The sequence below is a fragment of the Dechloromonas sp. A34 genome, assembly GCF_026261605.1.
In the GTDB taxonomy this organism is placed as follows: Bacteria; Pseudomonadota; Gammaproteobacteria; order Burkholderiales; family Rhodocyclaceae; genus Azonexus.
This window is the reverse complement of record NZ_CP102486.1, coordinates 1295012-1308543: the sequence shown is the minus strand read 5'-3', so window position 1 is coordinate 1308543 and position 13532 is coordinate 1295012. Positions and strand designations below refer to the sequence as shown.

The 13532-nt window shown below is 63.5% G+C and carries 15 protein-coding genes; 9 read left to right on the top strand and 6 right to left on the bottom strand.

The window, feature by feature from the left end:
• Nucleotides 1-19: 19 nt before the first annotated feature.
• On the top strand, nt 20-574 hold the full coding sequence (locus NQE15_RS06570) for a phasin family protein (protein WP_265947688.1): 555 nt from the start codon (nt 20-22) through the stop codon (nt 572-574).
• A gap of 75 nt (nt 575-649) precedes the next feature.
• Nucleotides 650-1213: a phasin family protein gene (locus NQE15_RS06565; RefSeq protein WP_265947686.1), complete on the top strand. Its 564-nt coding sequence runs from the start codon at nt 650-652 to the stop codon at nt 1211-1213.
• A gap of 76 nt (nt 1214-1289) precedes the next feature.
• Here NQE15_RS06565 and NQE15_RS06560 read toward each other — a convergent pair whose 3' ends face one another.
• The 4 genes from NQE15_RS06560 to NQE15_RS06545 all read right to left on the bottom strand — a co-directional run bounded on the left by NQE15_RS06560 (nt 1290) and on the right by NQE15_RS06545 (nt 7186).
• Nucleotides 1290-2054, bottom strand: a complete 765-nt coding sequence (locus NQE15_RS06560; RefSeq protein ID WP_265947684.1) for a competence/damage-inducible protein A — start codon at nt 2052-2054, stop codon at nt 1290-1292.
• Nucleotides 2051-2785 carry an EI24 domain-containing protein gene (locus tag NQE15_RS06555; protein ID WP_265947682.1) on the bottom strand — a complete coding sequence of 245 codons (735 nt, stop codon included), beginning with the start codon at nt 2783-2785 and terminating at the stop codon, nt 2051-2053. Before NQE15_RS06555 ends, NQE15_RS06560 begins: the two co-directional genes overlap by 4 nt.
• A complete protein-coding gene (hrpA, locus tag NQE15_RS06550) occupies nt 2778-6734 on the bottom strand; it encodes an ATP-dependent RNA helicase HrpA (protein WP_416336504.1) in 3957 nt (1318 codons plus the stop codon). Before hrpA ends, NQE15_RS06555 begins: the two co-directional genes overlap by 8 nt.
• Nucleotides 6735-7012: 278 nt before the next feature.
• Complete coding sequence (locus tag NQE15_RS06545) at nt 7013-7186, bottom strand: hypothetical protein (RefSeq protein WP_265947680.1); 174 nt, start codon at nt 7184-7186, stop codon at nt 7013-7015.
• A 6-nt stretch (nt 7187-7192) separates the two neighbouring features.
• On the opposite strand from NQE15_RS06545, the gene NQE15_RS06540 reads away from it, so the two are divergent.
• The 3 genes from NQE15_RS06540 (at nt 7193) to NQE15_RS06530 (ending at nt 9210) form a co-directional block, all read left to right on the top strand.
• On the top strand, nt 7193-7846 hold the full coding sequence (locus NQE15_RS06540) for a hypothetical protein (RefSeq protein ID WP_265947678.1): 654 nt from the start codon (nt 7193-7195) through the stop codon (nt 7844-7846).
• Nucleotides 7847-7922: 76 nt separating this feature from the next.
• The gene (trhA, locus tag NQE15_RS06535) at nt 7923-8540 is read left to right on the top strand and encodes a PAQR family membrane homeostasis protein TrhA (protein WP_265950153.1); all 618 of its coding nucleotides are present in this window, start codon (nt 7923-7925) and stop codon (nt 8538-8540) included.
• Nucleotides 8541-8589: 49 nt separating this feature from the next.
• Nucleotides 8590-9210: a DUF1294 domain-containing protein gene (locus NQE15_RS06530; RefSeq protein ID WP_265947676.1), complete on the top strand. Its 621-nt coding sequence runs from the start codon at nt 8590-8592 to the stop codon at nt 9208-9210.
• Nucleotides 9211-9245: 35 nt separating this feature from the next.
• Here NQE15_RS06530 and NQE15_RS06525 read toward each other — a convergent pair whose 3' ends face one another.
• The gene (locus tag NQE15_RS06525) at nt 9246-9533 is read right to left on the bottom strand and encodes a hypothetical protein (RefSeq protein ID WP_265947674.1); all 288 of its coding nucleotides are present in this window, start codon (nt 9531-9533) and stop codon (nt 9246-9248) included.
• Nucleotides 9534-9653: 120 nt separating this feature from the next.
• Between NQE15_RS06525 and NQE15_RS06520 the strand changes: the two genes are divergently transcribed.
• The 4 genes from NQE15_RS06520 (at nt 9654) to NQE15_RS06505 (ending at nt 13101) form a co-directional block, all read left to right on the top strand.
• On the top strand, nt 9654-10562 hold the full coding sequence (locus NQE15_RS06520) for a LysR family transcriptional regulator (RefSeq protein ID WP_265947672.1): 909 nt from the start codon (nt 9654-9656) through the stop codon (nt 10560-10562).
• A 105-nt stretch (nt 10563-10667) separates the two neighbouring features.
• Entirely contained in the window at nt 10668-10931 is a 264-nt protein-coding gene (locus tag NQE15_RS06515; protein WP_265947670.1) for a hypothetical protein, read from the top strand.
• A 92-nt stretch (nt 10932-11023) separates the two neighbouring features.
• Nucleotides 11024-12664, top strand: coding sequence for a nitroreductase family protein (locus NQE15_RS06510; protein ID WP_265947668.1), 1641 nt, complete (start codon nt 11024-11026; stop codon nt 12662-12664).
• A complete protein-coding gene (locus NQE15_RS06505; protein WP_265947665.1) occupies nt 12661-13101 on the top strand; it encodes an ankyrin repeat domain-containing protein in 441 nt (146 codons plus the stop codon). The genes NQE15_RS06510 and NQE15_RS06505 overlap by 4 nt, the downstream gene beginning before the upstream one ends.
• A gap of 23 nt (nt 13102-13124) precedes the next feature.
• Here the strand turns inward: NQE15_RS06505 and crcB are convergent, their stop codons facing one another.
• Nucleotides 13125-13532 (bottom strand): fluoride efflux transporter CrcB, encoded by a 408-nt coding sequence (crcB, locus tag NQE15_RS06500; protein ID WP_265947663.1) that lies wholly within the window; start codon nt 13530-13532, stop codon nt 13125-13127.

The window sequence follows — 13532 nt, the reverse complement described above, 5'->3', positions numbered from 1 at the left end:
TCAATTTAGGAGATTACCCATGACTTACTTCGCCAACACCGAACAACTCGCTTCCGCCAACAAGACCGCTGTCGATTCCCTGCTGTCGCTGGCCAACGCCGCCCTGTCGTCCGCCGAGCGCATTGCCGCCCTGAACCTGAACACCGCCCGTTCCGTTCTGGAAGATTCCGTTTCCGGCACCAAGGCCCTGCTCGGCGCCAAGGACGTGCAAGAAGCCCTGTCCATCCAGGCTTCCCTGGCCCAGCCGAATGTCGAAAAGGCTGTTGCCTACTCGCGTTCCGTCTATGAAATCTCCGCCCAGGCTCAGGAAGAGCTGTCCAAGACCCTGGAAGGTCAATTCGGTGGTTTCCAGAAGCAAGTCGCCGATCTGCTGGACAAGGCTGCCAAGTCCGCTCCGGCCGGTTCTGATGTTGCCGTTGCTGCCGTCAAGTCCGCCATCGCCGCCGCCAACTCCGCTTTCGACAACCTGAACAAGGCTGCCAAGCAAGTTGCCGAAATCACCGAAGCCAACGTCGCCGCCGCGACCAACGCCACGGTCAAGGCTGTCGGCACCGCCGCCAAGAAGTCCAAGTAATTCGCAAGTAAAGCCCCCGCCTGACGGCGGGGGCTTTGTTGCATCCGGACCACCAAAAATACACTGGAGAAGATGATGAGCAACTCGAATATCGAACAACTGACCGCCGCCCAAAAAGCCAATGCCGAAGTGATGATGGCCCTGCTGCGCACCGCCTTCAACGGCGTCGAGCGCCTAACAGCCCTCAACATGGCCGCCTCCCGCGAGTTTTTCAACAACACGGTGGCCAGCACCCAGCAACTGTTGTCGGCCAAGGACGTCAACGAAGTCGCCAAGCTGAACAGCGAACTGGCCAAACCGGGCGTTGAGAAGATCGTTGACTACTCGCGCAGCGTCTACGATCTGGTCGCCGAAATGCAGAAGGAAATCACCTCGGTGATGGAAGCGCAGTACAGCAGCTTCACCAAGAATGCCCAAAGCGCCGTCAACAAGGCCAAGGCCTCTGCGCCGGTCGGTGGCGACGTCTTCGCCGCCACGATGCAGTCCATGCTCGGCGCCTCGACCAAGGCTTTCGACCAGATGAATTCGATGGCCAAGCAGCTGTCCGACATCGCCGAAGCCAACATGCAGGCCGCGACCAAGGTTGCCGCCCCGGCCAAGAGCGCAACCGCCGCTGCCGCCAAGAAGGCCAGCAAATAATACCTGCCGGCTTCCAGCCATAAGAACCCGCGAATTGCTCGCGGGTTTTTTTACGCCTGTATTTGCGGAATGCCGCTCAGGGTCGCCAGGTCCAGGCAATGCCGCGCCGCTCGACCTCGTTCCGAATCTCCGCCATCGCCTCGTCGACCAAGACCGGCGCCCCCTCGACGCCCAACTCCAGATGCTTGCGCTCCTTGCCGACCAACGAGGGCAGCGAGAACAGACGCAGTGTCGGGTAATCCTTGACGATGCGCTCCATGAGGTCGAGCAAGGCACTTTCGTAGGCTGTCGGACCGGTCAGCAGAAAGGCCTTTTCGACCACGCCGTCGACCGGTTTGAATAGCTCGCGATAGAAGGTATCGAGCGCCCATTCGATCATCGGGTGCGCCATTTGTGGAAAGCCTGGCACGAAGTAATGCTCGTTGGCCATGAAGCCCGGTATCCGGTTGAACGGGTTGGGCACGATTTGAGCGCCGGCCGGGAAGGTGACCAGTTGCCGGCGCTGGTCGGTGATTTCCTCGCCTGCGAAACGCACCTTCAGTTCCTCATAGCCTTCGGGATGCAGTTCCAATCCGACACCGAGGGCAGCAGCCACCGCCTGCCGGGTATGGTCGTCCGGGGTGTTGCCGATGCCGCCGCAGGAGAAGACGACATCACCGGCGGCCATCGTACGTTTGAAAGTGACGGCCAGGCGTTCGCGATCGTCGCCCAGATATTCGACCCAGGAAAGGCGCAAGCCACGGGCGCCGAGCAGTTCGGCAATCTTCGCGAAGTGCTTGTCCTGGCGTTTGCCGGACAGTATCTCGTCGCCGATGATGATGGCGCCAAAGCTTCGGCTCATATGCGTTCCCCCTCGATGGTGACGATGGCGCCGCCGCGCGAGCGGCGCAGGGCTTCGAGCCCGTAATGAACGAATGATAGCGCCGCCAGCGCCGGCACCAGCAGGCCGAGCAGCGGGATGTGGGCGAACAGCGCCATGGTCAGGCCGAGCATGAACAGCGGCGTCTTGTTGCCCTGCCGGATGCCGCGCCATTCCTCGGCCGTGGCATGCATCGACAGCGCATCGTAGGCGAAGGTCCGGCGGTTCAGCCAGCCCATGAGCAGCAGCGGAATCAGCAGCGAGAAGCCGGGAATCAGCCACAAGGGAACGGTCAGCAGCCAGGCGATGATGAAGATGAGCGAGGCCAGCAAGCTGTTGAGCGCCGCCGCGACGAAGCTATCCTTACCCATCGGCACCACATCGCGATACTCGCCGGCCGACAGGTGCTTGAGCATCAGCGGCATGATGACGATGGCGGCCAGCAGCGAGGCGCACAGGTAGGCAACCGCGAAAATTGCCATCCAGCCGCCGAGGTAGGCCAGGATCGTCGCCAGCCAGAGCAGACCCCAGCCGGCCAGCCAGGTCATCGGCGGATAGCCCATCAATTGTTGAACGACCGCACCCAGCGCCCAGACCGCCAGAGCTATGGTCAGCAGCAGCGAAAACAGGGCCGGGGTCAGCACGTAGAGCCAGACCCGGCCGTTCCTCAGGCTGCCGAAAGTGCGCATCAGCGCCAGCATCACGTCACCCATGTTGAATTCCTTCCCACTGTTTCTGCAGCCGTTTGACCGAAACCGGCACCGGCGTCCGCAACTCCTGCGCGAACAGGCTGATCCGCAGTTCTTCCAATAGCCAGCGGAACTGCTCGATCTGCGGATCGCTGGCGCCCTGCTTGGCCAGTTGCAGGAAGCGCCGCTCGTAGTTGGTCCACAGCGGCGCGTATTCGGCCATCAGCTGCGCGTCGCGCGCCGGGTTGGCCTTCAGCTTGTCGAGGCGGACGACGATGCCCTTGAAATAGCGCGGGTAGTGCTGCAGCCGCTCGAACGGCGTTTCCGCAACGAAGTTCTTGCCCATCAGGCGTTTGACCTGGGCCTCGATGTCCTGCAGCGCCGCCGCATGCGCCTTGAAGGCCGGCAGCTTCTTGCCCACCGCCTGCCATTCAGTAAGCACGGCACCGACCATGCGGCAGATTTCCTGCATGATCAGGCCGAGCCGCGCCTTGCTGTCGCCGCAGCGGCTCTTGAAGGCGGCCGGCGTCGTCGGCAGCGGCTCGGTCAGGCAGGCGCGCTCGAAGGTCAGGGCGATCAGTTGGCGCTTCAAATCGTCGCTGCTGCCCAGCGCCATGTACTGCATGGCCATCTGGGTCAGGCCCGGAACGTTCTTGTCGAAGTACTTCACCTGGTCGCGGAACTGCAGCATGAACAGGCGCAGCAGGCCGGCCCGATGTCCTGCCGCCGCTTCCTCGGCCGAATCGAAGACCTTGAGGCTGACCGTCTCGCCCTCGTCGGTCAGCGCCGGGTAGCCGATCACCGTCTGACCGGCGACCGGCACTTCCATAAGTTCCGGCAGTTCGCCGAAGGTCCAGTCGGTGAGGTTGGTGAATTCGGAAGGCGTTTCGTGCAGTTCGGCGAACTCCTGCTTGGCCTCCTTGCCCCAGTCGGCGCGCAACTGGACCAGACTGCGGTTCATGTCGAGCTGGCGGCCATGCTCGTCGATCAGCTTGTAGTTCATCGAAAAATGCAACGGCAGCGCGTCGGGTCGGAAGGCGTCCGGCGTCACCGCCCAGCCGCGGGCGTTCAGGCCACGGGCGGTCAGGATGTAGTCGATCAGCGGCGGAATCAGCCCGAGGCCCATCTTCTTGTCGTTACCGGCCGTGGCGGCGATGAATTCCTCGACGAACTCGGGCACCGGCACCAGCTTGGCGCGAATGCGCTGCGGCAGCGTCTTGATCAACTGCACCAGCTTTTCCTTGAGCAGCCCCGGCACCAGCCATTCCATGCGCCCGGCGGGAATCTGGTTCAACTGGGCCAGCGGCAGGGTCAGCGTCACGCCGTCGCGCGGCGAACCCGGCTCGAAATGGTAGGCCAGCCCGTAATCGATGCCGCCGACCTTCAGGTGGTGCGGAAAGGCCTCGGTCGTGATGCCGGCCGCCGAGTGCCGCATCAGGTCATCCTTGGCCAGATAGAGCAGCTTCGGCCTCTCGCGCTCGGCCTCCTTGCGCCAGTGGTCGAAAGTGGCGCCGTTGTGGATGCCCTCGGGAATCAGCTGGTCGTAGAAGGCGTAGATCAGCTCGTCATCGACCAGCACGTCCTGGCGGCGCTGCTTGTGTTCGAGATGCTCGATCTCGCGGATCAGCTTCTGGTTGTGCTGAAAGAAGGGCCAGCGCTTGGCATAGGCGTCGTCGATTTCCTCGCCGACCAGGCCCTGGCGGATGAAGATCTCCCGCGACTCGGCCGGAGCCAGCGGGCCGTAATGGATGCGCCGCTTGGGGTTGATAACCACGCCGTAGAGCGTCGTCCGCTCCCAGCCGGCGACCTGCATCGACTTCTTTTCCCAGTGCGCGTCGAAGTAGCTGCGCTTGATGAGGTGAGCGCCCACTTTCTCCAGCCAGTCGGGCTCGATGCGGGCGACGCAGCGACCGAAGAGGCGGGTGGTCTCGGTGATTTCGGCTGCCATGAGCCATTTGCCGGCCTTCTTCTGCAGCGGCGAGGAGGGATGGATCAGGAAGCGGATGCCGCGCGCGCCGAGGTAATAGCCGGACTCGTCGGCCTTGCAGCCGAGATTGCCCAGGAGGCCGGCGAGCAGCGCCTGATGGATGGCCTCGTAGGTGCCGGGGATGTCGCTTTCCTTCCAGCCCAGCTCGGCGACCATCGCGTGCAACTGGCCATGCACCTCGCGCCATTCGCGCAGGCGCAGGTAGGACAGGAAATGGGCATGGCAGGTATCGACCAGCTGCTTGTTCGATTTCTTGTGTTCGACGGCATTCTGGAACCAGTTCCACAGTTTCCACCAGGAGAGGAATTCCGACTTCTCGTCGACGAACAGCTTGTGTTTCTCGTCGGCCGCCTGCTGGCGCTCCTGCGGCCGCTCGCGGGGGTCCTGGGCGGAGAGGCCGGCGGCGATGACCATGACTTCCTTGAGGCAGCCGAGGTCGCGCGCCGCGACCAGCATGCGGCCGATGCGCGGGTCGAGCGGCAGCTTGGCCAGCGACTGGCCGATCGGCGTCAGGACATTGTCGTCGTCGAGCGCGCCGAGTTCCTGCAGCAACGCATAGCCGTCGGCAATCGCCTTGGCCGGCGGCGGCTCGAGGAAGGGGAAGCTCTCGACATCAGTCAGGCGCAGCGACTTCATGCGCAGGATGACGCCAGCCAGCGAGGAACGCAGAATTTCCGGGTCGGTGAAGGGCGGCCGGGCGTTGAAGTCGAGCTCGTCGTAGAGCCGAACGCAGACGCCGGCCGCCACCCGGCCGCAACGCCCAGCGCGCTGGCGAGCCGCGGCCTGCGACACTTTTTCGATCTGCAGCTGCTCGACCTTGTTGCGGTAGGAGTAGCGCTTAACCCGGGCCAGGCCGGTGTCGATCACGTAGCGAATGCCGGGCACGGTCAGCGAGGTTTCGGCGACGTTGGTGGCGAGCACGATGCGTCGCTGGTTGCCGGAGGGCTTGAAGATGCGGTCCTGCTCGCCGGCCGAGAGGCGCGAGAAGAGGGGCAGGATTTCCGGGGCGTGCGCCGTAGACGACAGGCCGGGCCGGGCCAGGGCGTGCTTGCGCAAGGCTTCGGCCGCTTCGCGGATTTCCCGTTCGCCGGGCAGGAAGACCAGGATGTCGCCGCTGCCCAGGCGCGACAGTTCGTCGGCGGCATCGACGATGGCGTCGTAGAGATCGCGCTCGTCGTCCTTCTTCTCCAGATCCTCGACCGGCCGGTAGCGCACCTCGACCGGGTAGAGGCGCCCCGACACTTCGATCACCGGGGCGCCGCCGAAGTGCTGCGAGAAGCGCTCGGCATCGATGGTCGCCGAGGTGATGATGAGCTTCAGATCGGGGCGCTTGGGCAGCAGTTGCTTGAGGTAGCCGAGCAGGAAATCGATGTTCAGGCTGCGCTCGTGCGCCTCGTCGATGATGATCGTGTCGTAGGCATTCAGATAGGGATCGGACTGGCTTTCGGCGAGCAGGATGCCGTCGGTCATCAGCTTGACCCAGCTCTCCGGGCTGGAGCGGTCCTGGAAGCGAATCTTGACGCCGACCCCGGCCCCGACCTGGGTTTTGAGTTCCTGGGCCAGCCTTGTGGCGACCGAGCGGGCGGCCAGCCGGCGGGGCTGGGTGTGGCCGATCAGACCAGTCGCACCGCGCCCCAGTTCGAGACAGATTTTCGGCAACTGCGTCGTCTTGCCCGAACCGGTCTCGCCGCAAACGATGACCACTTGGTGCTTCTCGATCAGCTCGGCAATCTCGGCCCGCCGTTCATTGACCGGCAGATCGGCCTGGAATTCCGGTTTCGGCAGGCGGGCACGCCGCGCATCGGACGCTGCCTTGGATTTCTCGAGCAGCAGGGCGAAATCCGCTTGCGCCTTGGCCCGTCGCACATCGTCGCCCTGTTCCATCTGGCGCGCCAGCGCGCGCAACCGGGGAAGGTCGGCCGCCAAGCAAAGTCCGAGAAATTTCGGGCTGGAACGGCGAGAGTTTCGGTGGCTGGTTTGGGTCATGGTATTCGGCGTCAATCAGGCGCGCATTATCCCGAAAAGCCCCGCACCAGGCTTTGCCACCGCCCCCCCCCTGGCGTAACCGTCGTTTATACTCGCCGCATATCAAAGACATCCCACCCGGCCATGGCAATCATCCGCTGCAACAAGTGCTACCTCCTGCAAGAGCAACCGGATGGCCAGATCGGCGAGACCATCGCCTGCCCGAAATGCAACAGTCCGGCCGCGGTCTATAACACGCTGTTCTTCATCGAAAAGCTGCTCGACAAGTATTTTACCGCTCAGCGCGAAGTGATCCGTCTCAACGCGGCGAATAGTCCAGTCGCCAAGCCAGGCACCGCCCGGCTGCTTCCCTGCCCGACGGCATCGACCTTTTCAACACCGACCATCTGGCTTCCGAACAGCAGCACGGCCCGATCCACGACTGGTTCACCCGCAAGCAGATCAAGATTCAAGCCAATATGCGCGGCGTGGACACCACCGGCTTTTTTGATGAAGTCGCCGTACAGATCGGACGCAATCTGCCGGTCCTCAAGGAAGTACTGGAACGCCTGCGCTGGGCGCAGCAGAAAGAGTATTCGAGCACCACGATCCACCTCGACAAGAAATCGCCGGAGGACGCCAAAGCCATTTCAGCGTTCTGCCAGCAGCTCTACGACTTCTCCTTCGTCGCCAAGTGCTTCCATAACCGACCGGAAAACAATGTCCGGCTGATCCTGCAAACAGCGCCGGCCATCCGCGAATTCTTCAACGGCGAATGGCTCGAATGGTTTGCCCTGATGGCTTGCCTGGAATACGCGAAGGAACGAAATAAACGTTTCTCCTGCGCCCGTAACCTGAGCATTACCCTGCAAAACGATGAGAGCTACGAACTCGATGTGTTCATGCTGATCGATGGCAACATCCCGATCTGCATCGAATGCAAGACTGGCGAGTTCCGCCAGAACATCGACAAGTATCTGACCCTGCGCAAGCGCCTCGGACTCAATGGCCGGAATTTCGTGATGTGCATCACCGGCCTCAGCGATGAGCATGCGAAGGGGCTGACTGCCATGTACGACCTGACCTTCGTCAGCGAGCGCGACTTGCCAAGCCATCTGGCCCGTCTATTCTGAAGTTCGGCGAACCCGCGATACATCGCATGGTCTGAGTACGTTCGAGGGCATCGCCCAGTTGACGGAGGGCTAGGCCATCTACCACGGAGAACGCTTCAACGCCTGGACACACCTGATCGGCGCCCTGCTCGCCCTGAGCGGTGCCGTCTGGCTGCTGGTCCTGGCCATCGCCAGCGGCGATGGCTGGAAGGTGTTCAGCATGTCCGTCTACGGCGCGACGCTGGTCATGCTGTACAGCATTTCGACCATCTACCACAGCGTGCGCGGTCACCTGAAGGACATCCTGCGCAAGCTCGACCATCTCTCGATCTATCTGCTGATCGCCGGCAGTTATACCCCCTTCTGCCTGATCAGCCTGCGCGGCCCCTGGGGCTGGTGGCTGTTCGGCATCGTCTGGACTCTGGCCGCCATCGGCATGCTGCAGGAAATCAAGCCACGCTCGAAGGCGCGGGTGCTGTCCCTGGTCATCTACGGCGTGATGGGCTGGATCGTCATCGTCGCCATCAAGCCGCTGCTCGCCAGCCTCGGCCTACCCGGCTTCCTGTGGCTGGCGGCGGGCGGCATCTTCTACACCGCGGGCATCGTCTTCTTCGCCTTCGATGAGCGTTACCGCCACTGGCACGGCATCTGGCACCTGTTCGTGATCGCTGGCAGCCTGGCCCATTTCATCGCGATTCTGTTCTACGTCGTCTGAATCGCCGACAATGACATCCGCCTGTCAATTCGAGACCTACAGTACGACCATGCGCCACCAAGGAAAGATCACCACCTGGAAAGACGATCAGGGATTCGGCTTCATCACCCCCAACCTGGGCGGCCCGGAAATCTTCGCCCACATCAGGTCATTCGCCAAGCGCCAGCGCCGGCCGGAGGCTGGCCAGATCGTTACCTACGAACAGGTTCGCGATGCCAGAGGGCGTCTGCAGGCGACGCAGATTGATTTTGTCGGTAGCCCGCAAAAAATGCGCGCCGCGAAGGCCAACGGGTCAAGCCGGCTGCCGCTGGCCATCGCCGGGATTTTTCTCGCCTTTGTCGCAGTGTCGGCGCTGACCGGCAAGCTGCCGCTCGCCGTCCTTGGCCTTTACGTCGGCGCCAGCCTCGCGGCCTTCATCGCCTACGCGGCCGACAAATCCGCGGCCCGCAACGACCGCTGGCGCACCAAGGAAAATACGCTGCACCTGCTCGCCCTGATCGGCGGCTGGCCAGGGGCGCTGGTCGCCCAGAACCGGCTGCGCCACAAATCGAGCAAGATGTCGTTTCAGGTGGTCTTCTGGGCAACCGTGCTGCTGAACTGCGGCGCACTCGCCCTGTTGTCGAGGCCGGCCGGAGCCAGCGCTCTGAAAGCGCTGCTCGGCGTCACCTGAAGAAGGGCGCCCGAAGGAAGTCCGAGCGAAGCCGCTCAGCAGTGATGACGGCTCTGCGGATTCCAGGAAAACAAGGCGCGGACGCCGCGATTCAATTTGGCGAGCACTGAGCGATGAGGCTTGGCGGAACCATCCTGGGGGTTCCATGAGAACACCGGGCGCAGGACATCGGCCAGTACTTCGAGCCCGGAAAGCAGGCTGGTGCCAAGCAGTACCATGTAGAGACTCAGACGTTCCGCAAACAGCCCTTGCAGACGCTGGATTTCCTGGGCGCGCAGGGCGCGGGCTTGACGTTCGATGGTGGGAATGTCGATGGGGGCCATGATGTATTCCTTATCTGCTGCGATGCAACATTGCACGGATCGAACTTTAATTGCCGTCGCAGCGAAGAACAATCCAGACAATTGGCAAAACATTTGTGAATTTTCATCCATAATCAAGTCATGGATCGCGCTGCACAGATGACCGCTTTTGTTCGTGCCGTGGAAACCGGCGGCTTCTCGGCCGCTGCCCGGGAAATGGGCCTGACCCCGTCAGCCCTCTCCAAGCTGGTCACCCGACTCGAAGATCGCCTGGGCACCCGCCTGCTGACCCGGACCACCCGCCGCCTGCAGCTGACTACCGAAGGCGAGGCCTTTTTCAACCGGGCGCGCCCGATCCTGACGGCGATGGAAGAAGCCGAGGCCGAGGTCGCCGAGGCCGGCACCCATCCGCGCGGCCTGTTGCGCATGCACTGCGGCTCGGCTTTCGGCATGCACCAGCTGACGCCGGCTATTCCGCGCTTCCTGGAAAAGTACCGCGACATCGAGCTCGAAGTCGCCATCAAGGATCAGCCGCCCGCCCCTGGCGACGAGCATTACGACCTGGCCCTGCGCATCGGCGCACTGGATGACTCATCAACCGTAGCGCGGCGGATCTGCAATCTTGAACGGGTAATCTGCGCCGCGCCCTCCTACCTCGACCGCTTCGGCACGCCGCGCACGCCGGACGACCTGCAGCGCCACAACTGCCTGTGGATTACCACTCTGCCCGCCCTGCGCCGCTGGCCCTTCGACACCGACGACGGCATCCGCGTCGTCCATATCGCCGGCAACGTCGTCGCCAACAATGCCGAAACCGTGCTCCAGCTGGCCGTAGCCGGCGTCGGCATCACCCGGCTGACCGACGTCATCGTCGGCGAGGCCATCCGCCGCGGCGCCCTGGTGCCGATCCTGACCGACTGGCACCACGTCGAGCCGGTGCCGCTCTTCGTGACCTACCCGAGCGGCCGCCATCTCGCCCCCAAGGTCCGGGCAATGGTCGATTTCCTGGTCGACGAATTCGGCCATACCCCCTGGCGGCAAAGCCGTTAATCGGGCCGGAGCGCTGGCACGCCAGTTGCGAGTCTCTTGATATATCGGTTTGCCTTGTCGACTTCCCGACAAGGCGCCTCAACCCGACACCCAACGGAGTCCGCCATGAACGCCACCACCACCGACTGCAAGGGCCAAAGCGTCGCCCCGGGCGATCTGGTCCGTATTCTTGACATCACGCCCGACCCCGACCTCGACGAGGATGATCTGGACATGTTCATGAACATGATCGGCTCGCGCTGTGAAGTCGAACGCATCGATCCCGATGGCACGAGCTGGGTCGTGGTCTGGTGGAATACCAGCGAAGGCAGCCTGATCACCCAGGTCGGCCTGACCCCGGAACAGATCGAAAAGGCGAGCGAGCCTTGAGCGCACCCGACCCTCTTGTCCCGACTCCAGGCTATTGACTCGCGGCACTTCTTAACCCAGCCTCCAACCAACTCCACGCTACAGCAGCCCCCGTGTCGGATACCTCACCAGATGTCGTGCGTGCCTACCACGCCCGCACCAAGCACCGCTTCGCAGCCTATGCCGAAGGCCCCGGACAGCTCGACTGGGAGGCCCAGCCGGCGCCCTTCCGCCATTACTCCGGTGCGCCGCTTCTTGAACTGCCGTTGAGCGCCGACCGCTACGAACGCCCCTACGCCCTGCTCAGCGAACCGCCTGCCGCCCCGATCGCCCCAGACGCGCATAGCCTCGGCGCGCTACTCGAACTCGCGTTCGGGGTCTCCGCCTGGAAAAGCTGGGGCCCGAGCCGCTGGGCGCTGCGCTGCAACCCGTCGTCCGGCAACCTGCATCCGGTCGAAGCCTATGTCCTCGTCGGTAACGTACCGGGCGTCGCCGATGGCTTGCATCACTACGACCCGGAAACCCATGTTCTAGAAGGCCGCGCCCGATACCCGGCCAAGGAGGGCGGCCCGTGGCTGGCCGTCGGCCTGTCCAGCGTCATGTGGCGCGAAGCCTGGAAGTACGGCGAGCGCGCCTTTCGCTACTGCCAGCTCGATGTCGGCCATGCCATCGGCGCCCTGTCCTACTCCGCCGCCCTGCTCGGCTGGGAAGTCGTACCGCTCGCCAGTACCGCCGACGCGCTGGCCCACTGCCTCGGACTGGACCGCACGGATGACTTCCCCTCCTCGCGCTACGCTTTTACGGAACTGGAAGAGCCGGAAATCCTGCTCGCCATACGCGCCCCCGGGCTGCATCCGCCACCCGCCCCGACGACACTTGCCAACTGGCTGGACGACGCCGAATGGCAGGGCAAACCAAGCAGGATTGACGACGTACCAGGCTATCGCTGGCCGGCCATTGACCAGGCCGCAGCCGCCAGCCGCGATCCAGCCAGCTGCTCGGAACCCCCAAGCTTTGCGACGCGGGTGCCACTGCCCGCCCACCCAACGGCGGCCGGGGCCGCCGAACTGATCCGCCAGCGCCGCAGCGCCCAGCGCTTCGATCCGCGCCAGACGCTGCCCAGCACCGCCCTCTACCGAATGCTTGACGCACTGTTGCCGCGTGCACAAGCGCCGTGGACAGCCCAGGAATCGCGGAGCCGCATCCATCTGCTGCTCTTCGTGCTGCGCGTTGATGGTTTGCCGAGAGGACTCTATCTACTACCCCGCACGCCCGGCGCCGCTGCCGAGTTACCGACCGCCATCGGCGAGCGTTTTCCCGACCAGCGCCGGGTGGTCGACTTTGCCCCCGATTGCCCCGCTCACCTCGGCCTGATCCTGCTTGCCGAAATGGATCTGCAGGAATTACAGCGCACAGCCCGCTCTGTGTCCTGCCATCAGGACATCGCCGCGACCAGCGCCTTTTCGCTCGGCATGCTCGGCGAGTTCGCGGATGCCACCGCCAGCGGCCACGGTTATCGCCAACTGCTGCGCGAAGCCGGACTGCTCGGCCAGGCGCTTTATCTCGAGGCAGAGGCCGCTGGCGTGCGCGGCACGGGCATCGGCTGCTATTTCGACGACCCCGTGCACGAGGTTTTTGGACTGGCCGGCGACCGCTGGCAAAGCGTCTATCACTTCACGGTCGGTACACCGATCACCGATTCCCGGATCGAAACCGGGCCGCCCTACCCCCAACGCCACGAGGACGATTCATGAGCCCCCGACTCCTTGCCTTTCTTGCCGAACACGGCTTCCCGGCCGATGATCTCTCCGCCACGCAGGCCGACGGCCGCTTCACCCCGCTGATGCGCGCCGCCAAAGAGGGAAGCCTGGAGATCATGGAGGAACTGTTGGCCCTTAAGGTCGATCTCGGGGTGGTCAACGCTGACGGCTGCAACGCCCTCTGGCTTGCCTGCTACAACGGCAGCCACGCCATCGTCGAGCGCCTGATCGCGGCCGGCATCGATATCGACCGCCAGAATGGCAACGGTGCGACCTGCCTGATGTACGTTTCGTCGAACAGCAAGCCCGACCTGGTCAAACTACTGCTGGAGAAGGGCGCCGACCCGAAACTGAAGAATTTCGACAACTTCAGCGCGCTCGACCTGGCGGCGTCGCTGGACTGCCTTAAGCTGCTGCGCCAGGCCGCCTAGCTCCACAAAAGCAACGGCTGGTACTAGGACCAGATGCGCGTCGCACCGACGGTGAGCAAGCCGAGATAGGTCGCCGTCAGCGACCCGGCCAAGTGCACCGAAGCCAGCCCGATCGCCCATGCCGGCTGGCCGGCAAGCAGGCGTTCGACGACTTCGGCCGAAAAGGTGGAAAAGGTCGTCAGGCCACCGAGAAAGCCGGTGATGGCGAACAGTTTCCAGGCGAGCGGAAAATGGGTGTTGATGTGAAACAGGCCCACCGCCACGCCGACCAGATAGCCCCCCATCAGATTGGCGGCCAGCGTACCGAGCGGCAGCGTGACAAACAGCGGATTCAGCGCCAACCCGAGCAGCCAGCGCACCCAGGCCCCGATGGCCGCACCGGTGCCAATAGCCAGGAAATTGAGAAACGTGAGGTTATGCAGAGCGGACAT

Coding starts and splice junctions, on each gene's coding strand:
- NQE15_RS06505 (WP_265947665.1), top strand. CDS start 12,661: ATGAGCCCCCGACTCCTTGCCTTTCTTGCCGAACACGGCTTCCCGGCC.
- NQE15_RS06570 (WP_265947688.1), top strand. CDS start 20: ATGACTTACTTCGCCAACACCGAACAACTCGCTTCCGCCAACAAGACC.
- NQE15_RS06525 (WP_265947674.1), bottom strand. CDS start 9,533: ATGGCCCCCATCGACATTCCCACCATCGAACGTCAAGCCCGCGCCCTG.
- NQE15_RS06520 (WP_265947672.1), top strand. CDS start 9,654: ATGGATCGCGCTGCACAGATGACCGCTTTTGTTCGTGCCGTGGAAACC.
- NQE15_RS06560 (WP_265947684.1), bottom strand. CDS start 2,054: ATGAGCCGAAGCTTTGGCGCCATCATCATCGGCGACGAGATACTGTCC.
- NQE15_RS06565 (WP_265947686.1), top strand. CDS start 650: ATGAGCAACTCGAATATCGAACAACTGACCGCCGCCCAAAAAGCCAAT.
- hrpA (WP_416336504.1), bottom strand. CDS start 6,734: ATGACCCAAACCAGCCACCGAAACTCTCGCCGTTCCAGCCCGAAATTT.
- NQE15_RS06540 (WP_265947678.1), top strand. CDS start 7,193: ATGCGCGGCGTGGACACCACCGGCTTTTTTGATGAAGTCGCCGTACAG.
- crcB (WP_265947663.1), bottom strand. CDS start 13,532: ATGTCCGCTCTGCATAACCTCACGTTTCTCAATTTCCTGGCTATTGGC.
- NQE15_RS06530 (WP_265947676.1), top strand. CDS start 8,590: ATGCGCCACCAAGGAAAGATCACCACCTGGAAAGACGATCAGGGATTC.
- NQE15_RS06555 (WP_265947682.1), bottom strand. CDS start 2,785: ATGGGTGACGTGATGCTGGCGCTGATGCGCACTTTCGGCAGCCTGAGG.
- NQE15_RS06515 (WP_265947670.1), top strand. CDS start 10,668: ATGAACGCCACCACCACCGACTGCAAGGGCCAAAGCGTCGCCCCGGGC.